Below are 21,814 nucleotides of genomic sequence, written 5' to 3'. Positions count from 1 at the left end.
AACGATCGAGCCTGAAGAATGCGGCAACTACTTCGCGAATGCTGGATACGCTGCCATCAAAACATGAAAGACTCTAGTGGATATCGCGCCAACCTCGAAAATCACATTCTCCTGGGTCTCGGTTGATTCCCACGGTGCCGCGCCGGAAAACTATACGATCGACAAGGTCGACCTCGACGTAGGAGCCAACAATCAGGCTGATTCACAGCTCAGCAAACCCACGGCGGGATGGCCGGAGGGCACCTATCGGGTTGATTTGGCCATTGATGGAACGGTTGCTGAATCGGTGCCCTTCAGCATTCCATGATTGAACTGCCCGGGAAGGGTGCGATGGGCATCAAGGACAACAGCTGAGTGCCGATTGCACGCCCGTCCGGCACAGGCACGATGAGCTGATCGGCACATCGGCCTTGGCCAGCGCCGTGGCGAGTTTTGCCTGCAGTGCAGGCAGCTCTTGGCTCTCGCCGCGCCGCCCCAAACATTCCACCAGCCCGTGCAGCGCCCAGACATTGTCCGGGTGCCGGGCGCAGCGCTGCACATTGCCGCTCAGGCCGAGATCGTCGCGATAGACCTGCTCGGCCTCTTGCGCGTGGCCCTGGTCGAGAAGCAGCGCCGCCAGCGCATGGCGCGGCGGGTGCATCCATGCCCAGGGCTCGGTGTAGGACAGATTGTCGTCCAGCTCGACCGCTTGCCTGAGATGGCCATAGGCCTGCTCGTGCCGGCCCTGATGGTAGGCAAGCTCGCCGTCGAGCAAGGCGGCACCGACGGCGAGCGAGGCGCGGGCCGGGTTGCTGAGAAAACGCCGCTCGGCTGGAATGCCTTCGAGATGCTGGTGGAAGCGTTCACGCTCGCGCTCGGCGTCGGTGAATTGCCTCAGCGTCGCATGCGCCACGCCCTTGGCGTAATGCTGCATGGCCGCCGTCAGCACATAGAGGCCGGGCTCTTCGGTTGCCGGCTCGTCGATGATTTCCCGCCAGCGACCGAAGCGCACCAGCACGTGCGATTTCATCGCATGATAACCTTCCACGGTCCGGGTGAGTTTGGGCCGATCCTGGATGGCGACCACGTCACGCGTCACCAGGCTGCGCACCTTGTCGGCGGCCCACAGCGCCGGCTGGTACTGGCCCGACAACATGCAGGTGAACATCATCAGGTGCAGATCGTGGCAGCAGCCGAGCAGATAATAGGTCGGCTCATTGGCGTAGGCGATATAAAGGTCGTTGGCCCGAACCGCCTTTTCGCTGGCGAGCTTCGCCTTCTCATACTCGCCGCACAGCACATAGATATGCCCCGGCATGTGGTTCATGTGCCCGGCATCGGGGCACATCTCGCCGAGCAGATCGGCCGAGCGCATGCCGCGCTCCGGCTGGGTCGACATTTCCAGCAGATGGATGTGCAGGTGGACGATCGCCGGATGCTGGGCGGTGCCGGCCTCGTCTGCGAGCAGGATTGACCGCTCGCAAACCTCCAGCGCTTCGACGACGTCGGAATTCGGCGCCGGTTCACCGGTCTTGAGATTCCACAGGCGCCGCACCGTGCGCATCATCAGCGCCTCGACGAGAAGCGCCATCACATCGTGATCGTCGGGAAAGTTTTCATGGACCCGCCGCATTGCGGCGGCATAGGCGTCGTCCCATTGCTCGAATTCCTGTGGCATCACCCGGTGCGGTTTCTGGAAACGGCAGGCCAATGCCCCGATCAATTGTCTTTCGACCTCGCTGGCTGCAACCGCACTGGCGCGCGCGAGCTGGACATGCTCGAAGCAACGCTTCGTCGCGCTGTTTGCCTCGGCCTCGCCATGCTCCTTCCAGGTCAGATTGTAGAAGGGTCCGGCTGCATAGGCGATTCCCCAATGAACCATCGGGCAGTCCGGATCGGTCTCCAGTGCCTTCTCAAAGCACTTGATGCCTTCCTCATGGTTGAAGCCGTAGCACCAGTTAAGACCGATATCGAACCAGCGCTGGGTCTCGGTGGAGCGGGTGGAGATCGGGCGGCGGTAGGCGCCGAGATTGAAGCGATCCATGGGGTCTCATTCAAGTCTGGTTCGCCACGAGCCAAGCCCTGGCCAGATTCTTCGCGATCAATGTGTTCCGAAATTCGGAGCCGTGGCAAACACCATGGCTTTGGGGTGAATGTGAAGAGCGGCAGCGCGCCGTTCTAGTCGGTTGCCTCGGGAGCCGCTTCGTCTTGCCAGCCGCCTAACTCCGGCAGGTCGTCAAGCCAACTTTTCTCGGTCATTACGGCATCGCCGGCCCGCGGGGCGGCCTCGGTGGCGTTTTGAATCAGCCAGTCCACCCACTTCCGATAGGCAACCGGGTCCATCCGGGGCGGCAGCACCTTGGCCTTGAGCAGCATCCTCTTGCGGAAGCTGGTTTGCCTGCGCAGTTTGGTCGTCGTGAACTTGATAGCCTTGCCTTGGTATTCAACCGTCCAGCGGTCGCCCCCATAACCGACAAGCCTTTCTACGGCGAAACCGGCATCGACCGGTCTCTCCCGCCAGGGAAGCTCGATGGCGTTCCTCCTCAGATCGATGGCCCATCGCCTGTAGTTGGCCCCGGGACGCTGGGGCGGCAGCACGCCGGCCTGTTCGAGCATCTTCCGTCGGAAGGTAGGCTGCTTCTTGAGCTGGCCGGTCGTCAGCTCGATGCGATGTCCACGGAATTCGACATGCCAGCGGATCCTCCCATTGCCGACATACTTCACCAGCCTGTCGATAAAGAACTCGCCATCGGCAAGCATCACGCAGCCTTGGCTGATGCTTTCGACGATGAACTCGGTGTCAGTGACCATCAGGCGGCCTTATGCAGGATTCGTTCGCGAAGCGTAGCGACAGCGATGTGCCGGATTTATGCACCAGAAAAGTGTTCCGGTTCCGATTTTCGCTAAGTGACCATTTTCATTGAAAAATGCTTGGCTGGGGTTCCTGGAAGCTTTTCAAACTTTCTGGGTCGCGCCTCAGCCTGAATTGCGGGTGCTTATGGACAAAGTAGGATACTAGATTCGGGTTTGTGAGGCATCGACTTCCTGGCGCGTTTGCCCACCTCATGTGCACGTCCGGAGATATCCAAATGTGATTGGCAGCTTTGCGCCTCATCGGCCACTCAGCATCCCGTCGCACTGCCTGAAAGCGGACGTAGTCCGCAACAGCTTGTAAGTCGCCTGCTCGACAGAGATCTGACCTATCAGTGTCCGCACTGCGAAGCCAAGCTCGGTCGATTTCCAAGCTCTGCCTAAGGTTTGGTGGCCAATGCGGAACTTTTGGCAGGCCGAGAGCTTCTCCAAGCTCGAGACCACAGGAGGAACGAGTGGCCAATCTTGGAAGACTTGCGATCGCTATGCTGGGGGTCTTGGCTTATCAAAACCGCGACAAGATCGCAGAGATGATCCGTGGAGCGGGAGAGCGCGATGCAAACAATCCGCAAGGGGGGATACTGGACCAGGTGTCCAGGGGCGTTGCCGGCACCGCGGTTGGCGATATTCTCGACCGTTTTAAAAATGCAGGTGCTGGCCCGAAGGTGGACTCATGGGTTGGCACCGGGCCGAACGAGCCGATCGAGCCTCATGAGGTGGAAAAGGCTATTGACGCGCAGACGCTGGAGGCACTTTCAACGCAGACTGGCCTCTCGCGCGAGGAGCTCATTGCGAGGATCACCAGGGATCTGCCGGACGCCGTTAACCAGATGACCCCAAACGGCAAGCTGCCAGCAGATCACCGAACGAACGACTCGGTCGAGCCGACCCTACTAGACGACGTGCCACGGACCGGGAGCGGGACGCCGAAGCAATAGGAACAGGCTATGAGATATGGTCCCCATATTCTGCTGAGTTTACTTGTCACCATGGTGCCCACGTCGCTGCTCGGTGCTCAGGGATGGCAGGGCTTCGGGATCAAACATCTCGGCTTCGTGTTCGATGTCCCCCCGGGGTTTGTACTTACCCAGCGCTCCGACCAAGGGGCAGCCTTCGAGGGCAAAAACAAAGCGTTTCTCGCAGTATGGGGGGCGCAACTCGGCAAGGCGAGTTTTCGCACCGAGATAGAGCATCGCATGGCAGTGAATGAGCACGACGGCTGGAGGTTGACCTATAAGCGAGTGACGCCGCAATGGGCCAGCTATTCTGGGCTGAAGGACGGTCAGATACTGTATGTCCGGGCCGTCAAAGTCTGCGGCGGCCGCGCGGCATTGTTTACGGCCACCTATAGTCGTGACGAAAAGCTCCCCTACGATCCGATTGTCGTTCGCATGGTAAGATCGCTGAAGGCCGATGGTTGTTAACCAAGCAGTATACGACACGGCTGGATGGCGCTGCTTGCATGTCCTGCTGGTAGGGCATCGCATCGATCTCCAGAGGCCAGTCCGATCAAAGCAACGTCAACGGTTCGACGCCTCCTGGTTGTCCACTTGAGAGTCACGGCCCTGCACGCGACCGCTCGCCGGCGAGGCCCTTCGCTGCCGGCATCCGTCGAGACGGGTACACGTAAGCACGGCATCGAAGCTCTAGGAACAAAGTGGTTCCGCTAATGTTGGGAGAAAAATTAGCGGAGACTAATATGAAATTCTTACCCGTTCTGGAACCCTGCGACACCTGGGCGGTATTCGACACTACGACCGACGAACCGGCCGAGTTTGCAGGTGAGTGCCTCATTGGTCTGACAAAGGCCGCCGCTATTTGGCTCGCGGCAAGAGCCAGCGATGATGAAAGAAGAAACCGTTGCCGGCATGCATCGAGCATCAGCGTACTGGGTAGCGGTAGGTTTCTTCATCAGCAACCGCGTGAACAGTCGTGGGGGTGATGAGTGATGAGGCCATGGCCGCCGTATTGGCCTCACGTGATGATGAAGTGCAGGTCCTCGGTGTATTCGACGCAGCGAACAAGAAAGAAGCCTCCCTTGAACTTCGCCGTCTTGGAGAGGCAGTTCACTTTTTGGCAAACGCGTCGGTATTGGGCTACGACGTTCGTTCTGCGATAATCTTTCATGAAGTTGCGGGAGCACCATGCTTGAGGGCGAAGCAATGTGAGCAACTTTGGGCGAAACACGGCGCGCTACTGGTAAAGTAACACTGCAGTTCTTGATGGAAGGCTTGTCGGTGACGGGCTGGTCCGACTGTGTCTGCGAGTCCTAACGGCTGGCCCGGCCTCGCTCGATCCGGCTGCTTTACGGATGACCGCCTTGAACGGATCCATGTGAGGACATCTGGCCGGATGCCCCGATCAACTTGACCTCAGGTCACTGGATGGGCGATCGGGAACCGGCAGCGGCTCGGGGGAGAACGCGCCGACGGCGGTATTGCCTCTCCCCAAAGCGCCTCATGGCGCCTGTGGCGTTCGCCAAACTCCGAGCCGCTTTTTGACTAGCCGGATTTCAAGCTAAGACACTAGCCAATCACCGCATTTCTTCACGACCGCCAGAGCCATGCGAGAAGGACTGGATTTCATCCATGTCGATCTTCCCGTCACCGTTCTGGTCGATTGCAGAGAAGATTCTGCCGACAGCCTCCTGGACCTCGTTCTCGGACAGCGATCCGTCACCATCCGTGTCCAGAAGCGCCAGTACAAGTCGCATCCCGGTGCCGCGCATCATGCGAGGACCATGATTTCCGACCATTCCATGCTCACCGGCCGGGCCGCCATTGCGGTGCCGCTGCCAACCGTCTCCATGACGGGAAGCTTCCTCTTGACGGTTGTCACCCTCCTCTTGCCGATTGTTACCTTCGTTAGAGCTCCGATCCTGTTGCATTCTCTCCTGGACGGCTTGCTCAATCATCTGGCGAATCATTTCATGCGTCGGCCCACCCGTCTGTCCGCTCACATCCGGCAGTTGCCCAGTTCCGGGCTGTTGGGTCGCCGGGGTTGGTGCAGGTGTTCCGTTCGTCTGGGCGAGCGCGGGGAAGGCCGCGAACATCAAAGCGGCGGCCGCGGTGGTCGTGCAGCGTGGAAATCTCATGACATGCTCCATTGGTTGGTCGTGGTCTGCCTCAAGCTGATTGGCTGGCCCCCAACTTGGAGTTCATTCCGATTGTTCCTCCCTGGAGATCGGGTCACGATGAAGTTACACGACCATGGAGTACGGGCTTCAACATACTGTGCCGACAGCAGCCGCACGTCATGGCCACGTGCAGTCAATTCTCGCCCAACAACGCAATGAGCTGCAGGCTTCGATCCCGACCAGGTAGCGTGGCAGGCCCTCGAAGAATGGCAGCACGCGCCCACGCGTCAGCTTCCTGCGAACGACAATCTCACCTCGTGGACTTGCAGGATCGGCAGCTGCGGCGGCCTCATGCGAGCCGGCCGGGGCGAAACTGAAAAACAACGATTAAAGAGGTGTGGCTGGGGAACCTGGATTCGAACCAGGACTAACGGAGTCAGAGTCCGTGGGTCTACCGTTAACCTATTCCCCAGCAGGCGTGACAATCACCGCAAAAGTGAAAACCGCGCGGGCCGAACGGCTGAGCCGCTTGAGCGCTGCCTTGTAGCCGCCAGTGGAAAATAGTCAAGTCTGCTTTGCGGTTCAATTGCCAGGTTTCATCACCGGTTCCGAACACCAGCTTTTCCGGTGGCGTGCGAACCTCCAAGCCTCAGCTCTCCTTGCGGCTGAACTGCGAGCGTTCGAAGAACAGCACGATGCCCAGGCCCAGAAACAGCGGGACGATGAGATAAAACAGCCGGAACACCAGCAGCGCCGCCACCACGCCGACCGGATCCATCTCGGAAAGCCCGGCCAGGAACACCACCTCGAACACACCGAGGCCGCCTGGCGCGTGCGAGATCTGGGCGACCGAGAAGGAGACCAGGAAGACGCCCAGCACGACGAAATAGCCGGGATTGTGCACCTCGGGCAGGGCGAAGAAGATGATCGCCGCGGCCGCGAGCAGCTCGATTGGGCCGATCAGCAACTGCCTGGCGACGATCGGCAGCGCCGGATAGTGCAACTGAAACCCGGCGATCCTCAGCGGGCGCAGGTGCAGCCAACTGCCGAATACATAGGCTGCGATGAGGACCAGCATCGCAATGCCTGCCGCCTCCGACAGGCCGTGATGGGCAATGCCGGAAAAGCGGTCGATGATCCGCGGCTCGAACACCAGCACAAGGCCGGAGGCCAGTAACGTCGACAGCACGAAGGTTATCCAGCAGATCGCCACCAGCACGCCGACTTCCTGGCCGGTCAGCCCCCTTGTGCCGTAGGCACGGTAGCGGATGACGGCGCCGGAGAACACCGAGCCGCCGATATTGTGCGACAGCGCGTAGGTGGTGAAGGAGCAGAGTGTCACGAACAGCCATGACACTTTCTTGCCAATATGCAGCAGCGCGACGTGATCGTAGCCGGCGAGCGCGGCATAGGCGACGACCGAGCTCAAGCCTGCCAGCATCCAGCCACGAGTTGGAATGGCCGCCAGCCCGTCCCAGACGTCGTCGAGCGAGATGCCGCGCAATTCATGCCAGAGCAGCAGCAGGGAGAAGATCACCGCGCCGATGCCGACGACCGGCCAGAAATAGCGTTTCCAGTTCATTGCCCGACTGCCATGCGTTGCGTATCCGCTTCCTTTCCGTCGAGAGGCCGTCCGCCCCGGATTCCCCATTCATTTCAGAAATGCCTCATTGAAGCCGGCTATTCAACCGCGAACCCTTGTCGCGCCTGATGCCATTCTTGTTTGCCTTGCGCCGCGACGGTGTTGCGCTACCAGCCCAGCCTTGCCGGTACATTACGCCAGTGCAAAAACAAGCCCGCGCACCCGGTCGGCAAAATTCAGCGTGCGGCTCTTGGTGATCGGGCACGGCACTGTTAGTCTGGCGACAACTTGAAACATGCCAAAGCGCCTGCTGCGTCCGTCACCGGTTCGCGCGGCGCCGGAAGGAACGACAGTGGAAGACCGCGACACCGGCGCAGGCGCGCCGGAGGTGGGCGCGTCCAGCGCTTCCCTGGGGCCATCAGGCCCGGGGACAGCCGGTTGGCAGCAACGCCGCCCGACGGAGCCTCGCTCCGTGAATGGGCAGGCTGGCGACGCGACCCAGAAGGGCAAGCTCAAGAAACGGCGCAAGCGAAGGCGTGGGCGCAAGGTTTTTGCGCGCGACGAGGCGCGCCCAGGGGACAATCTATCGCCGGTGCAAGGCAAGGCTCATGTCGCGGCGGTGGATTTGAAGCCGGTTGCCGCTGTCACAATCTCGCCCGCCGTTGCAATGCCGCGTCCCGAGCAAGGCCACCGCCGGCCCCCGGTGCACGAGCTTCCCGTCTTCGCCGCGCTCGACCTCGGCACCAACAACTGCCGGCTGCTGGTCGCCGTTCCCACGCGTCACGGCCAGTTTCGCGTCATCGATGCCTTCTCGCGCATCGTCAGGCTGGGCGAGGGGCTCACCGCCAATGGCCGGCTCGGCCAGCCGGCGATGGACCGCGCGGTCGAGGCGCTGAAGGTCTGCGGCGATAAATTGCGCGGTCGCAAGATCAGGAAGGCAAGGCTGATCGCCACCGAAGCCTGCCGAACAGCCGAAAACGGCGTGGAGTTCCTCGATCGCGTCGAACGCGAAGCCGGCCTGAAGCTCGAGATCATCGACCGCCAGACCGAAGCCCGTCTCGCGGTTTCCGGCTGCGGTTCGCTGGTCGAGCGCGACACGCAGGGCGTCGTCCTGTTCGACATCGGTGGCGGGTCTTCCGAGATCGCGCTGATCGATCTCACCGGCCGCCGTTCGCCGCGGCTGGCCAATCACATCGTCTCGTGGACCTCGCTGCCGGTCGGCGTCGTCTCGTTGGCGGAACGCTTTGGCGGCCGCACCGTGACGCGCGAGATATTCACCGCCATGGTCGACGACGTCGCCGGCAGGCTGGCCGCTTTCGATGGCCGCGATCGGTTGAGCCATCTCAAGGCCAGCCCGAATTTCCATCTGCTGGGCACTTCGGGCACGGTGACGACGCTGGCCGGCGTCCATCTCGACCTCGAACGCTACGACCGCCGACGGGTCGACGGCCTATGGATGGACCGCGACAGCGTCGACCGCATGGTGGAGAAACTGGTCGGCTGGGACTTCCAGCAGCGCTGCGCCAACCCCTGCATCGGCGCCGACCGCGCCGATCTCGTGCTGGCCGGTTGTGCCATCCTCGAAGCGATCCGCGCCGTCTGGCCCTCGGAGAGGCTGCGCGTCGCCGACCGGGGCTTGCGCGAAGGAATATTGAGTGAGCTGATGGCCGATGACGGCGTCTGGCGCAATGACGGGCGTGCCAGGGCATCATGATCATGCTCAAACAAGAAATCAGGCAATGACGAAGAAACCGGAAAAGCCAGGGTCCGCCAGCATTCGCGTGCTGAAGACGCGGATCAAGAAGAAAAGCGGTCTGAAGGAATCGTCGCGCCGCTGGCTGCAGCGCCACATCAACGATCCGTATGTCCAGCGCTCCAAGGCCGACGGCTATCGCTCGCGCGCGGCCTACAAGCTGATCGAGATCGACGACAAGCACCACCTCTTGAAGCCCGGCATGAAAGTAATCGATCTGGGTGCCGCCCCCGGCGGCTGGTGCCAGGTCGCGGCCGCGCGCACGAAATCGACGGCCGAAAACCCGCATGTCGTCGGCATCGATTATCTCGAAATGGACGCCGTGCCCGGTGCGCCGGTGCTGCTGATGGATTTCCTGGACGCCGACGCGCCGCAAAGGCTGGCCGAGGCGCTGGGCGGGGATCCGGATGTCGTGCTGTCCGACATGGCGGCGCCGACCACCGGCCACAAGCGGACCGACCATATCCGCACCATGCATCTGTGCGAGGTGGCGGCCGATTTCGCGCTCTCGGTCCTCAAGCCGGGCGGCCATTTCCTCGCCAAGACCTTCCAGGGCGGCGCCGAAAATGAGTTGCTCTCGATGCTCAAGAAGAATTTCCGCTCCGTCCATCACGTCAAGCCGCCGGCCTCACGCGATGAATCGGTGGAGCTCTATCTGTTGGCCAAGGATTTTAAGGGGCGAGAGTCCGGTCCGCCGCCAGGCGGATCGGAACGTCCAGTGGACGTTCCGAAGGACTCGAGCGCCCCGAGCCATAGCGAAGGGCCGGGGGACGCCGACGGCTGAAAGGCCAGCTCCCCGCAGGTCCGCCAGGCGGATCGGAACGTCCAGTGGACGTTCCGAAGGACTCGAGCGCCCGGAGCCATGGCGCGGCTGATCGCTCTACGGCGACTTTGCCTCACTCTCCCGGCGATCTGACGGGTTCCAGCGTCTTCGGCGTCGTCAGCCGGCCATGGCCGGAGACGGCGTTACCGGCGTCGGGCGCCATCCGCATGAACGACAGCGACGCCGCCGCCGACACCGCCGCCACGATGAAGAAGGCGGTATGGAAGTCGCGCAGCGTCAGCGGGCCGCCATGGATCGAGGTCGAGACTTCCAGAATGCCGCCGGCGAGCGCCACGCCGAGCGCGATCGAGAGCTGCTGGAACACCGCCGTGATCGGCGTTGCCTTGCTGGTATTCTCGGCCGACACCTCGGCATAGGAGAGCGCGTTGACGCCGGTGAAGAACATCGAGCGGATAAAGCCGCCGACCAGCAATATGGCCAGCATCAGCGCATAAGGTGTTTCAGGGGTGAAGAGGCCGTAGATGGCGATCGATGCGGCAGCGACCAGCGAGCCGACGATCAGCACGCGGCGAAAGCCGACAACGCGGAAGATCAGCGCGGTGACGAATTTCATGCCGATGGCGCCGATCGCCGAGACAAAGGTGATCATGCCGGACTGGAATGGTGTCAGCCCGAAACCGATCTGGAACATCAGCGGCAAAAGGAACGGCACGGCGCCGATGCCGATGCGAAACAGCGAGCCGCCAAGCACCGACGACCGGAACACCTGGTTACGGAAGAGTTCGAGCGCCAGCAGCGGATTTTTGGCGCGGCGCGCATGCATGAGATAGAGCGCGCCCGACAGCAGTCCCACGGCGATCGTGATGAAGCCGGTCGCCGGCGGCAGATAAGGCAGGCTGACCACCGACAGGCCAAAGACGACGCCTGAAGCGGCCAGCCCGCTCAGGACGAAACCGACGAAATCGAGCGGCGGCGTCTCGGTTGCCTCGGTTTCCGGCAGGAAGCGAGTGGCAAGCCAAATGCCGATCAGGCCGATCGGGACGTTGATCAGAAAGATCCAGTGCCAGGTGAAGTAGGTGGTGATGAAGCCGCCGATCGGCGGACCCACCAGCGGCCCGACCAGCGCGGGAACGGTCAGCCACGACATGGCGGCGACCAGTTCGCTCTTGGGCGTGGCGCGCACCAGAACCAGGCGCCCGACCGGGGTCATCATGGCGCCGCCAATGCCTTGCAGGAAACGCGCGACTACGAAGGCGGGCAGCGAACCGGAGAGGGCGCACGCCACCGAACCGGCAATGAACACTGCAATCGCGGCACGAAAGATGGTCTTGGCGCCGAAGCGGTCGGCCATCCAGCCGCTGATTGGAATGAAGATCGCCAGCGACACCAGATAGGCCGTCAGCGCCAGTTTGAGCGCGATCGGGCTGGTGTGGATGTCGATGGCGATCGCCGGCAGCGATGTCGCGATGACGGTCGAATCCATGTTTTCCATGAAGAGAGCGACCGCCAATATGAGCGGAATGGTGCGGTTCACAAGACGCGTCCGGACTGATTCTCTGTCGTCGGCTGGGGCAAGCCGGCACGCAGGGCGGTTATCACGGCCAGAGGGTGATGTCGTGTTAAATTGCTGTCACTTTTGTGCGACTGCAAGGATGCGGCCTTTCGCTTTGGCATGCCCCATGCCGGCAGAGATCCCTGCCAGGCAAGGGACACCTTGCATGGAACGACACACATCATTATTGTAGTGAATATAACTACTATGGGGACATTGCCATGGAGAAAGGTGTTTCGGCGGCCGACGCCAATCGCAGGTTTTCTCTCCTACTGCGCGGCGTTCGCGAAGGACAAAGCTACGTGGTGACCAGTCACGGGCGTCCGGTCGCTCGGATCGTGCCCGCGGATCATCAGGAGGGTGTGGCTGCCCGATCGCGCACGGCGTTGTTGTCGCGCCTTGAGCGCCAGCCTGTCATGAATGCCGGGCAGTGGACGCGCGATGAGCTTTATGAGGACGAGCGTTGAAGATCGCGCTCGATACGAATATCCTTGCTTGCGCGGAAGGGGTGAACGGTGCGGAGAAGCGCGACATCGTTCTCGAATTGCTGCGCGATCTCCGGCAAGATGACGCGGTTATTCCTGTTCAGGTTCTTGGTGAACTCTTCAACGTTTTGATCCGCAAAGCAGGAAGACCGCCCCTGGAGGCACGGAATGCCCTTCTGAGCTGGAGCGACGCATTTTCCGTTGCCGCGACGACGCAAGACGTGATGATGATGGCCGCTGATCTGGCTACCGATCATCGACTCAGCATTTGGGACTCGGTCATTCTCTCCACGGCCTCGCAAGCTGGCTGTCGGCTGCTGGTCTCGGAAGATCTGCAAGACGGCTTCACATGGGGCGCGGTCACTGTCGTCAGTCCTTTCGCAGCGCCGCGTCACCCATTGCTTGATGCTCTAGCGGGGAAGTCTGGCGACTAGAACGCGGAACGACGCAACGATCGGCTTTTCATCCGTCCCGCGACGTGTTACCAGCCACCGCCAATCCTGAAAGGGAATAACGAGTCGGCGCTGTCCATCCGGTCCAGCGCTTTTTCGCATTCAAAGGGCTGGCCATGGCAAAAATCATCGAAACGTCCACCGGCGCACTGGCGCTGACCTTTGACGACGTGCTTTTGCAGCCTGGTCATTCCGAGGTCATGCCCGGCCAGACCGACATCCGCACTCGCATCGCCGGCGACATCGACCTCAACGTGCCGATCCTGTCGGCGGCGATGGACACGGTCACCGAGGCAAGGCTTGCCATCGCCATGGCGCAGGCCGGCGGCATCGGCGTCATCCATCGCAATTTCTCGCCCGCCGAACAGGCCGAGCAGGTGCGGCAGGTCAAGAAATTCGAATCCGGCATGGTGGTCAACCCGGTCACGATCGGGCCCGACGCCACGCTCGCCGACGCATTGTCGCTGATGCGCACCTATTCGATCTCGGGCATTCCGGTGGTCGAGAATGGCGGCGCCGGTGGCCACAAGACCGGCCGGCTGGTCGGCATCCTGACCAACCGCGATGTGCGCTTCGCTTCCGATCCGGCGCAAAAGGTCTACGAATTGATGACCCGTGAGAACCTGATCACGGTCAAGGAGAACGTCGACCAGGACGAGGCCAAGCGGCTTCTGCACCAGCACCGCATCGAGAAGCTGGTGGTGGTCGACAAAACGGGCAATTGCGTCGGGCTGATCACCGTCAAGGACATCGAGAAGTCGCAACTCAACCCGCACGCCACCAAGGATGCGCAGGGGCGCCTGCGCGCCGCGGCCGCCACCAGTGTCGGTGATGACGGCTTCGAGCGCGCCGAGCGTCTTATCGAGGCCGGCGTCGATCTTTTGGTGATCGACACAGCGCACGGCCACTCGCAGCGTGTGCTGGACGCGGTGACGCGGGCGAAGAAGCTTTCCAATTCCGTGCGCATCCTGGCCGGCAACGTCGCCACCGCGGAAGGCACACGGGCGCTGATCGACGCCGGCGCCGACGCCGTCAAGGTCGGCATTGGCCCGGGCTCCATCTGCACCACCCGCATTGTGGCTGGGGTCGGCGTTCCGCAGCTTTCGGCCATCATGTCGGCGGTCGAGACAGCGCACAAATCAGGCGCCTCGGTGATCGCCGACGGCGGCATCAAATATTCCGGCGATCTCGCCAAGGCACTCGCCGCCGGCGCCAGCGCCGCCATGATCGGCTCGCTGCTTGCCGGAACCGACGAAAGCCCGGGCGAGGTCTATCTGCACCAGGGCCGCTCCTTCAAGGCCTATCGCGGCATGGGCTCGGTCGGCGCCATGGCGCGGGGCTCCGCCGATCGCTACTTCCAGGCCGAGGTGCGCGACACGCTGAAACTGGTGCCGGAAGGCATTGAAGGGCAGGTTCCCTATAAAGGACCTGTGTCTGGCGTGCTGCACCAGCTTGCGGGCGGGCTGAAAGCCGCTATGGGTTATGTTGGTGGCCGCGACCTTGCCGATTTCCGCGACCGCGCCACCTTTGTGCGCATATCCAACGCCGGACTTCGTGAAAGCCACGCCCATGACGTCACGATTACCCGCGAAAGCCCCAACTATCCCGGCGGAGCCTGATTCTTCCGGGCTTTGGGCGAACTTGACCGCCATGGTGCTGCGCTTGTCGCGTCATGTGGGGGCGCTCTGCTTCCTCTCGGTGGCGGTTTTTGTCGCCATGACGGGGATGGAGTTCTTCTATTTTCGTCGACTGAGCGGGGGCCTGGCTTCGCTCGACATGCGTTATTTCGGATTCACGCCCGACGAAGGCATGGCCTGGCTGACGGCGCTTGGCCGGCGCGGCAGCGAGATCATCCTGGTCTGGCACTACCTGACCTTCGATCTTCTGTTTCCGGCGCTGTTGTCGCTGACGCTGGTCAGCCTGATCCTGGCAACTGGCCGGCACCTGAAGAATTTCCGCGTGCTGCCGGCGCAGATGCAGGCGGTCTTCGCGCTGATCCTGGTGCTGCCCTATACGCTCGCCGACTACGCCCAGAACATCGCCGTGGCGCGCCTTCTGTCCGATTTCCTCTACGCCAACCCGGACTCGCTGTCCTTTGCCTCGGCGTTGATCGTCACCAAATTCGCGCTTCTCGCCGTCCCGGTCATCGTCATTGCCGCTTTCTGGCTGGCAGGCCAAAGACGTCGGAGTTGAAGCGGAGCAGGGCAGGGGCGGCTTCATGAACCAGACCACGATCTTCTGGCCTGTGCTGGCTCATGTGCTGCTGATCTACATCGTCTATATCGTCATGGGCCGGCGCCGCTATGTTGCTGTCAAGTCGGGTGAAGCCAAGGTCGGCCAGTACAAGGTTCGTTCGACCGAGCCGGCCTCTACTGTCACCGTCGCGAACAATTTGATCAACCAATTCGAACTGCCGGTGCTTTTTTACGTGCTGTGCCTGACACTGCACATGACCAACGGCGTCAATTACATCACCCTCGCACTGATGTGGATTTTTGTCGCGTCGCGCTATTTTCACGCCTGGTTTCACCTGACCAGCAACAAGCTGCTGGTGCGCAACCGCTCCTTCGTGCTGGGCGCGGTGGTGCTGGCGCTGGGCTGGATCTGGCTGGCCCTGCACTTGCTCGCGATCGTATGAGCTGCGCCAATCACATTCTCCAAAAGGGAAGGGAAAGGCCGGCGCTTATAAATCGAACACCGCGATCTTGCGATTGTCGAACTTGATGCCGATCTCGCCGCGTACCAGCTTCAGCGCGTGTTCGCCGAACACGGCGCGCCGCCATCCTTGCAGCGCAGGCACATCGGCATCCTCGCCCTCGGCGGCGATGCGATCGATGTCATCGCTGGAGGCCAGCACCTTCGAGGCGACGCCCTGTTTTTCGGCGACGATCCTGAGCAGGACCTTCAACAGTTCCGCGGCCGCATTCGAGCCCTCGGGCGGCTGGAAGTTTTTCGGCAGCTTCGGCATCTGCTCCTTGGGCAGGGCGAGCGCGGTGTTGACCGCGCCGAGCAATGCCGTCGCTGTCGAGGAGCGTTCCCAGCCTTTTGGCGTGGTGCGCAGCTTGGCAAGGGCTGCCGCATCGCGCGGTCCTTGCTGCGCGATCTCGTAGATCGCGTCGTCCTTGAGCACACGGCCGCGCGGCACGTCGCGCTCGCGCGCCTCGCGTTCGCGCCACGCCGCCACGGCCTGCACGATCGCCAGCTCCTGGGGCTTGCGAAGCCGCATCTTCAGCCGCTTCCAGGCATCCTCGGGGTGCGGATCGTAGGTCTCGCGCGAGGTCAGGACATCCATCTCCTCATTCAACCAGTGAGCGCGGTTTTCCCGCGCCAGCTCGGCGTTGAGGTGCTGATAGACCTCGATCAGATGGGTGACGTCTGCCAGCGCGTAGTCGAGCTGCTTGTCGGACAGCGGCCGATGGCGCCAGTCGGTGAAGCGCGACGACTTGTCGAGCCGCGCCCCGGTGATGCGCTGTACCAGCTGATCGTAGGAAACGCTGTCGCCGAAGCCGCAGACCATCGCCGCCACCTGGGTATCGAACACGGGGTGCGGAACGAGGTCGCCGAGATGGACGATGATTTCGATGTCCTGGCGCGCCGCATGGAAGACTTTGACCACCGCCTCGTTGGCCATCAGCCTGAAGAAGGGAGCCAGGTCGATGTCAGGTGACAGCGGATCGATCAGCGCGGTCACGCCGGGCGCGGCCATCTGGATCAGGCACAGGATTGGCCAGAAGGTCGTTTCGCGGATGAATTCGGTGTCGACGGTGACGAAATCCGACTTTTCGAAAGCGGCGAGAACGGTCTCGAGTTCTTTCTGGGTGGTGATGACGTGCATCAAATCGCTTTTGGCAGGAGTAGGGTCTTCCTAGATTTCAGCCGGGAAGGCTTTCGTCAAGCTGTGGCGCCACCGTCACGGTCCTTCCGGACTGTCTGGATCGCTATTTCTCCTCGCCAGCCGTGCGAAAATGGTCGACGTGCGCAACAGCGCCGTGAAGCGGCTGCGCTTGCCTGCCGGTACTCCAGAGCGTGCCTGCATGCGGTAGAGGATGACGGCGATGAAGATCGCGTAGACCACGGCGCTGAAGACGAACAGCGCGCTTGGCCCGAAATACTGCATCGCGGTCGAGGCCGCGAAAGGGCCGCCAATTGCGCCGAAGGAATAGAACAGCATCAGGGCGGCGTTGATCAGCACGAACTCGCCGGCATCCGCGCGGTCGTTGGAATGTGCCGCCGACAGCGAATACAGCGGCATGGCGAAACAGCCGAAGATAAAGATGATGATGAAGTTGAGCAGCGGGTTGCTGCCGGCGATGAACACCAGCGCCAGAGCCGAAAGCATCGCGCAGCAGGTCGTCATCAGCAGCACCCGGCGCCGATCCCAGCGGTCGGAGAGGTAACCGAGCGGATACTGGATGATGGCGCCGCCGAAAATACCGACGCTGACGAAGGTGACGACATCCCCGACCGACATGCCGATCTGCTCCGCATAGACCGGCGACAAGGTGCGAAAGGCACTGTTGGTGACGCCGACGGCGATGCAGCCAAAGCAGCCCAGAGGCGAAATCCGCCAGACGCGGGCCAGATCGAGCTTGACCTCTTCCGGCGGCGTCGGGTTGGAGCGGTCGCCGAGCGAGACCGGCACCAACGACAGCGTGATCATGATCGACATGATTGCGAAGATGGTGAAGCCACCGGCGCCGAAGACGGGAATCAGGAACTGGGCTGATGTCACCGATCCGGTATCGACCATCCGGTAGATCGCCAGCACGCGGGCGCGGTCGCGGTTGGTGACGCCGGAATTCAGCCAGCTTTCGACGATGGTGAACAATCCGGCGAAACAGAAGCCGCCGGCAAAGCGCACCGCGCACCACATCACCGGATCGACAACCAGCACGAGCAGCAAGGTGCCGACGGAGGCGATCGCCGCCAGCGCCGAAAACGCCCTGATATGGCCCACAGCCTTCATGATGCGGGTGATGGCCAGGCAGCCGAGCAGGAAGCCGGCGAAATAGAAGGTGCCCATCAGGCCGATGTCGGAAGCCGAAAACCCTTCCTGCGCGCCACGCAGCGCGATCAGCGTGCTCTGCAGCCCATTGCCGCCGAGGAGGATGCCTGCGGCGAGAAGAAGCGGGATCAGGGGACGGATGGAGGACATAAGGAATACAGCCGCTCATCGTTGATCCTTTTTGGACCATCGTCTCCGTCGATGCCAGCGGCATTTGCCAATAAAAAGGCGGCAAGGCCTCGGCCCGATTCAGCTCGGCGGATGAAACAGATGTCGATGGCGACCGGCAGCGCCGGTTAATCGGTCAGAGTATCAATCGACGCGCTCAAAAGTGTCTAGGCTGGTCCCGAAGGCGCGCCATGTTCCAACCGTGGTCAGCTTTGCGGGCTCACCCTCGGCATCGGCTGAAAGAGCCAGGCCAGCCACTGTGTGCCATAACATCTCGATCTTGCCGTCTCGAAAAATGCCGGTATAGCTGACCGCCGCCGGCCCCGTCTTTCCTGACGCCGCGGAAGTAAAGCCGATCACATCCCCATGAGCGGCCCCGTGAAGAGGCACTTCCATCCCGGAAAAGCTGCTGTCGGGCAACGCTGTCTTGAAGACACCGCGGATCAAACCCTCACTATCGTCCTCGATAATTACAACCGAACCGTATTGATTGCGCCAAGTGCCCTTCCAGGAAAACATGTTTGCCTCCTCTCAGCCCATCATGCGCTAACGCGACAGGCGGTTCACCGTTCCGCCACATGACCGGCCATAAATTGAAAGCCGAAGTTCCAAGCTGAGAGATCGCCCCTTCGTCCCTTTGCCTTGACAAACCATGCCTCTCATGCGCTTTTCGCGCAAATTTTGGGCCGGGCTGCGATGCTTTGGCCCGCAACTCACAATCCCGGACTTTTATCCATGACCATGCACCGTTACCGCAGCCATACCTGTGCCCAGTTGCGAAAGAGCGACGTCGGCAATTCCGTTCGCCTGTCGGGTTGGGTGCATCGCGTGCGCGACCATGGCGGCCTGCTGTTCATCGACCTGCGCGACCATTACGGCCTGACCCAGATCGTCGCCGATCCCGATTCGCCTGCCTTCAAGATCGCCGAGACCTTGCGCGGCGAATGGGTGATCCGCGTCGATGGCGAGGTCAAGGCGCGCTTGCCCGAGACCACGAACGCCAATTTGCCGACCGGCGAGATCGAGATTTTCGCCCGCGAGATCGAGGTGTTGTCGGCGGCCAAGGAATTGCCGCTGCCGGTGTTCGGCGAGCCCGATTATCCCGAGGACATCAGGCTGAAATACCGCTTCCTCGACCTGCGCCGCGAGACACTGCACAAGAACATCGTGGCGCGCACGAAGATCATCGCCGAGATGCGCAAGCGCATGGGCGAGGTCGGCTTCACCGAATTCTCGACGCCGATCCTGACCGCCTCGTCGCCGGAAGGCGCGCGCGACTTCCTGGTGCCGTCGCGCATCCATCCCGGCACCTTCTACGCGCTGCCGCAGGCGCCGCAGCAATACAAGCAGCTGATCATGGTGTCGGGCTTCGACCGCTATTTCCAGATCGCGCCCTGCTTCCGTGACGAGGACCCGCGCGCCGACCGCTTGCCCGGCGAATTCTACCAGCTCGACCTCGAAATGAGTTTCGTCGAGCAGGACGACGTGCTGTCGACCATGGAACCGGTGATGCGCGGCGTCTTCGAGACCTTCGCCAACGGCAAGCCGGTGACGCAGAAATTCCAGCGCATCCCCTATGATGTCGCCATGCGCAAATACGGCTCCGACAAGCCGGACTTGCGCAACCCGATCGAGATGCAAGCCGTCTCCGACCATTTTCGCGATTCCGGCTTCAAGGTGTTCGCCAACATCCTGGCCAACGATCCGAAGGCCGAGGTGTGGGGCATTCCGGCAAAGACCGGCGGCAGCCGCGCCTTTTGCGACCGCATGAATAGCTGGGCGCAAGGCGAGGGCCAGCCGGGGCTGGGCTACATCTTCTGGCGCAAGGAAGGCGACAAGCTCGAAGGCGCCGGCCCGCTCGCCAAGAACATCGGCGAGGAACGTACCGAGGCGATCCGCCTGCAGCTCGGCCTTGCCGACGGCGACGCCGCTTTCTTTGTCGCCGGTGATCCGAAGAAGTTCGTTTCGTTCGCCGGCGCGGCGCGCACCCGTGCCGGCGAGGAGCTGAACCTCGTCGACCGCGAACGCTTCGAACTGTGCTGGATCGTCGACTTCCCGTTCTTCGAATGGAACGAGGAGGAGAAGAAGATCGACTTCGCCCACAACCCGTTCTCGATGCCGCAGGGTGGCATCGACGCGCTGAACGGCGAGGATCTGCTCGGCATCAAGGCCTTCCAGTACGACATGGTCTGCAACGGTTTCGAGATCGCCAGCGGCGGTATACGCAACCATTTGCCCGAAACCATGGTCAAGGCGTTCGAGACGGTCGGGCTCGACCGCGCCACGGTCGAGGAACGCTTTGGCGGCCTCTACCGTGCCTTCCAGTATGGCGCGCCGCCGCATGGCGGCATGGCCGCCGGCGTCGACCGCGTCGTCATGCTGCTGGTCGGGGCGAAGAACCTGCGCGAGATCACCATGTTCCCGATGAACCAGCAGGCTTACGACCTGTTGATGAACGCGCCGTCGGAAGCCTCGCCGCAGCAGCTTCGCGATTTGGCGCTGCGGGTAGCGCCGGTGAAGAAGGACTGACGGGTGCAACTGCCATTTCTCCCCGTCACTATACGGGGAGAAATGTCCGGCAGGACAATGAGGGGCAGCGCGGATGCTGGGGATTTGCGAGCGATCGTAGCAGCCGAGGCCTTCTGACTGGCAATCGTTTCAGACTGGAATTCATATTCGCAAGCGTCGGCGCTGCCCCTCATCCGCCTGCCGGCACCTTCTCCCCGTATAGTGACGGGGAGAAGGCAGCTAATTCGATCAGTCCTCGTTCGCCTTGACGGTCACGCCGAGCGTCTTCGGCAAGTCGAGCGGGTTGGACATGGCGCCCGCCATGATCAGCGCGAACGGCACCGATGCCGGCGGCTCGGCCGAGATTTCGAGGCTCTTCGGATCGTCGAGATATTTGCTGACCGCCGCCGTAACCTGGGCCGTCAGCTCGGGATTGTTGAGCTGCGCCATGCCGAACGGCACGATTGCCTTGGCCTGGTTGGCGATGTCCTTGGCCGACATGCCCTGCTGCTTGCCGACATAGTCCAGCACCTTGCCGGTCAGCGAATCGTCGTCGAAGCGGATCGATGCGCTGTTGAACGAAAGCTGCTGCAACAGGCCGAGCATGGCCATGCCTTGCGCCGAATTGTCGGCGCCTTCCGGCTGTGCGGCCATCTTCTTCTGCATTTCCTGCAGCGACTTGATGAAGTCGATCGTGTAGCCGCCGAGGTCGAAGGTCATGCCGAGCGTGCCGGCATTCTCGACGGATATGTCGTATTTCGACAGCTCCATCTTGCCGTCCGACGGCTGCCAGGTGCCGGCCATTTCAAGATTGCCCGAAATGTTCTGGTAGCCGAGCGCGTTGATGACCTCCTTGGACTTGGGGTCCTCGACCAGCGAGAGATCGGCCGTGAATTTCTCCGTGTTGGCGGTGAATTCCATCGCCTTGCCGTCGGCGGGCGGCGTGATCTGGATGGCAAGCCCGTCCATCGAAAAAGCGGTCTTGTCGGCGACCTTGACCGTCATGTTCGAGAGTTCAGCGGATTTGTACATCATCAGCGAGCCAAGCGGGCTGGTGGAGCCGTCGGCCGGCACCGTCATGTCGTGGATGACGAAGGGGCTGAGATCCAGGGTGACGCCGTCCTTGCTGTGTTCGAAGGCCGAGGTCGATACAGTGCCGATATCATAGCCGCCATTGGCTTCGGTGATGTTCTCGAGCTTGACGTCGCCGATCGTCAGCGCTTCCTTTTCCGCGGCCGGTTTCACGGACACGCCCTGCAGCACCATGCTGGTGTTGTCGCCGGTCACGCCGGTCCAGGAGATGTCGACGCCCTGGGCGGAGAGTGCTGCCTTCAGCCGGTCCGCGACCGCCGCGTCCTGGGCAAGGGCCGCATTCAGCGGCAGCGTGAGCAAGAATGTCGAAAGTGCGAATTTCCGGAGAGTTGAGCGGTTGATTGTCATCGCAAGGTCCCTGAGAGTGTCCTGAAATTATTTTTCAATTCGTTGCGCCATCACCATTCCGTGACGAACTGGACGGGAAAAAGGCGTGTCCCGGCACAATGGTCGAAAATCGCGCTGAAAGGCAAACCCGATCCGACCGCTATTGGAGAATGCAGTGAA

22 protein-coding genes and 1 tRNA gene are annotated in these 21,814 nt (G+C 61.8%); 12 read left to right on the top strand and 11 right to left on the bottom strand.

Annotated elements, in window-relative coordinates; genetic code table 11:
* Positions 1-76 precede the first annotated feature (76 nt).
* Positions 77-307 (top strand): hypothetical protein, encoded by a 231-nt coding sequence (locus FJ527_RS17605; RefSeq protein ID WP_246677732.1) that lies wholly within the window; start codon positions 77-79, stop codon positions 305-307.
* 30 nt (positions 308-337) lie between these two features.
* Here the strand turns inward: FJ527_RS17605 and FJ527_RS17600 are convergent, their stop codons facing one another.
* Both FJ527_RS17600 and FJ527_RS17595 read right to left on the bottom strand, forming a co-directional pair.
* Positions 338-2,023 (bottom strand): hypothetical protein, encoded by a 1,686-nt coding sequence (locus FJ527_RS17600; RefSeq protein ID WP_140823693.1) that lies wholly within the window; start codon positions 2,021-2,023, stop codon positions 338-340.
* A gap of 134 nt (positions 2,024-2,157) precedes the next feature.
* Positions 2,158-2,790 (bottom strand): hypothetical protein, encoded by a 633-nt coding sequence (locus FJ527_RS17595; RefSeq protein WP_140823692.1) that lies wholly within the window; start codon positions 2,788-2,790, stop codon positions 2,158-2,160.
* A gap of 515 nt (positions 2,791-3,305) precedes the next feature.
* Here FJ527_RS17595 and FJ527_RS17590 point away from each other — a divergent pair.
* The 3 genes from FJ527_RS17590 to FJ527_RS17580 all read left to right on the top strand — a co-directional run bounded on the left by FJ527_RS17590 (position 3,306) and on the right by FJ527_RS17580 (position 5,058).
* A complete protein-coding gene (locus tag FJ527_RS17590) occupies positions 3,306-3,788 on the top strand; it encodes a YidB family protein (protein WP_140823691.1) in 483 nt (160 codons plus the stop codon).
* Between the two features lie 9 nt (positions 3,789-3,797).
* Complete coding sequence (locus FJ527_RS17585; protein WP_140823690.1) at positions 3,798-4,274, top strand: hypothetical protein; 477 nt, start codon at positions 3,798-3,800, stop codon at positions 4,272-4,274.
* Positions 4,275-4,791: 517 nt separating this feature from the next.
* Positions 4,792-5,058: a hypothetical protein gene (locus tag FJ527_RS17580; protein WP_140823689.1), complete on the top strand. Its 267-nt coding sequence runs from the start codon at positions 4,792-4,794 to the stop codon at positions 5,056-5,058.
* Between the two features lie 325 nt (positions 5,059-5,383).
* Here the strand turns inward: FJ527_RS17580 and FJ527_RS17575 are convergent, their stop codons facing one another.
* From FJ527_RS17575 to FJ527_RS17555, 4 genes are all read right to left on the bottom strand, one after another.
* On the bottom strand, positions 5,384-5,944 hold the full coding sequence (locus FJ527_RS17575) for an EF-hand domain-containing protein (protein WP_140823688.1): 561 nt from the start codon (positions 5,942-5,944) through the stop codon (positions 5,384-5,386).
* A 380-nt stretch (positions 5,945-6,324) separates the two neighbouring features.
* A tRNA-Gln gene (locus tag FJ527_RS17565) sits at positions 6,325-6,398 on the bottom strand.
* Positions 6,384-6,572, bottom strand: coding sequence for a hypothetical protein (locus FJ527_RS17560; protein ID WP_140823687.1), 189 nt, complete (start codon positions 6,570-6,572; stop codon positions 6,384-6,386). The genes FJ527_RS17565 and FJ527_RS17560 overlap by 15 nt, the downstream gene beginning before the upstream one ends.
* Before the next feature lie 3 nt (positions 6,573-6,575).
* A complete protein-coding gene (locus FJ527_RS17555; RefSeq protein ID WP_140823686.1) occupies positions 6,576-7,508 on the bottom strand; it encodes a lysylphosphatidylglycerol synthase domain-containing protein in 933 nt (310 codons plus the stop codon).
* Positions 7,509-7,860: 352 nt separating this feature from the next.
* Between FJ527_RS17555 and FJ527_RS17550 the strand changes: the two genes are divergently transcribed.
* Both FJ527_RS17550 and FJ527_RS17545 read left to right on the top strand, forming a co-directional pair.
* Positions 7,861-9,222 (top strand): Ppx/GppA phosphatase family protein, encoded by a 1,362-nt coding sequence (locus FJ527_RS17550; protein ID WP_140823702.1) that lies wholly within the window; start codon positions 7,861-7,863, stop codon positions 9,220-9,222.
* 25 nt (positions 9,223-9,247) lie between these two features.
* On the top strand, positions 9,248-10,045 hold the full coding sequence (locus tag FJ527_RS17545) for an RlmE family RNA methyltransferase (protein ID WP_140720818.1): 798 nt from the start codon (positions 9,248-9,250) through the stop codon (positions 10,043-10,045).
* 112 nt (positions 10,046-10,157) lie between these two features.
* Here FJ527_RS17545 and FJ527_RS17540 read toward each other — a convergent pair whose 3' ends face one another.
* The gene (locus FJ527_RS17540; RefSeq protein WP_140823685.1) at positions 10,158-11,579 is read right to left on the bottom strand and encodes an MFS transporter; all 1,422 of its coding nucleotides are present in this window, start codon (positions 11,577-11,579) and stop codon (positions 10,158-10,160) included.
* Between the two features lie 239 nt (positions 11,580-11,818).
* Between FJ527_RS17540 and FJ527_RS17535 the strand changes: the two genes are divergently transcribed.
* The 5 genes from FJ527_RS17535 to FJ527_RS17515 all read left to right on the top strand — a co-directional run bounded on the left by FJ527_RS17535 (position 11,819) and on the right by FJ527_RS17515 (position 15,172).
* Positions 11,819-12,064, top strand: coding sequence for a type II toxin-antitoxin system prevent-host-death family antitoxin (locus tag FJ527_RS17535; protein WP_140823684.1), 246 nt, complete (start codon positions 11,819-11,821; stop codon positions 12,062-12,064).
* On the top strand, positions 12,061-12,516 hold the full coding sequence (locus FJ527_RS17530; protein ID WP_140823683.1) for a PIN domain-containing protein: 456 nt from the start codon (positions 12,061-12,063) through the stop codon (positions 12,514-12,516). The genes FJ527_RS17535 and FJ527_RS17530 overlap by 4 nt, the downstream gene beginning before the upstream one ends.
* A gap of 134 nt (positions 12,517-12,650) precedes the next feature.
* Complete coding sequence (gene guaB / locus FJ527_RS17525) at positions 12,651-14,153, top strand: IMP dehydrogenase (RefSeq protein WP_015318286.1); 1,503 nt, start codon at positions 12,651-12,653, stop codon at positions 14,151-14,153.
* A 31-nt stretch (positions 14,154-14,184) separates the two neighbouring features.
* Positions 14,185-14,727: a hypothetical protein gene (locus tag FJ527_RS17520; protein WP_181166380.1), complete on the top strand. Its 543-nt coding sequence runs from the start codon at positions 14,185-14,187 to the stop codon at positions 14,725-14,727.
* Between the two features lie 25 nt (positions 14,728-14,752).
* Entirely contained in the window at positions 14,753-15,172 is a 420-nt protein-coding gene (locus tag FJ527_RS17515; protein WP_140617086.1) for an MAPEG family protein, read from the top strand.
* A 45-nt stretch (positions 15,173-15,217) separates the two neighbouring features.
* Here the strand turns inward: FJ527_RS17515 and rnd are convergent, their stop codons facing one another.
* The 3 genes from rnd to FJ527_RS17500 all read right to left on the bottom strand — a co-directional run bounded on the left by rnd (position 15,218) and on the right by FJ527_RS17500 (position 18,226).
* On the bottom strand, positions 15,218-16,369 hold the full coding sequence (gene rnd / locus FJ527_RS17510) for a ribonuclease D (protein ID WP_140823682.1): 1,152 nt from the start codon (positions 16,367-16,369) through the stop codon (positions 15,218-15,220).
* Between the two features lie 75 nt (positions 16,370-16,444).
* Complete coding sequence (locus FJ527_RS17505) at positions 16,445-17,689, bottom strand: MFS transporter (RefSeq protein ID WP_140718265.1); 1,245 nt, start codon at positions 17,687-17,689, stop codon at positions 16,445-16,447.
* Positions 17,690-17,851: 162 nt separating this feature from the next.
* Positions 17,852-18,226, bottom strand: a complete 375-nt coding sequence (locus FJ527_RS17500; protein ID WP_140823681.1) for an avidin/streptavidin family protein — start codon at positions 18,224-18,226, stop codon at positions 17,852-17,854.
* Positions 18,227-18,448: 222 nt separating this feature from the next.
* On the opposite strand from FJ527_RS17500, the gene aspS reads away from it, so the two are divergent.
* Positions 18,449-20,236: an aspartate--tRNA ligase gene (gene aspS, locus FJ527_RS17495; RefSeq protein ID WP_041163861.1), complete on the top strand. Its 1,788-nt coding sequence runs from the start codon at positions 18,449-18,451 to the stop codon at positions 20,234-20,236.
* 228 nt (positions 20,237-20,464) lie between these two features.
* Here the strand turns inward: aspS and FJ527_RS17490 are convergent, their stop codons facing one another.
* A complete protein-coding gene (locus tag FJ527_RS17490) occupies positions 20,465-21,655 on the bottom strand; it encodes a hypothetical protein (RefSeq protein ID WP_140823680.1) in 1,191 nt (396 codons plus the stop codon).
* Between the last annotated feature and the right edge of the window lie 159 nt (positions 21,656-21,814).

It is taken from the genome of Mesorhizobium sp. B2-4-18 (genome assembly GCF_006441385.1).
Taxonomy (GTDB): domain Bacteria; phylum Pseudomonadota; class Alphaproteobacteria; order Rhizobiales; family Rhizobiaceae; genus Mesorhizobium; species Mesorhizobium australicum.
This window is presented reverse-complemented; position numbering and strand designations above follow the sequence as displayed.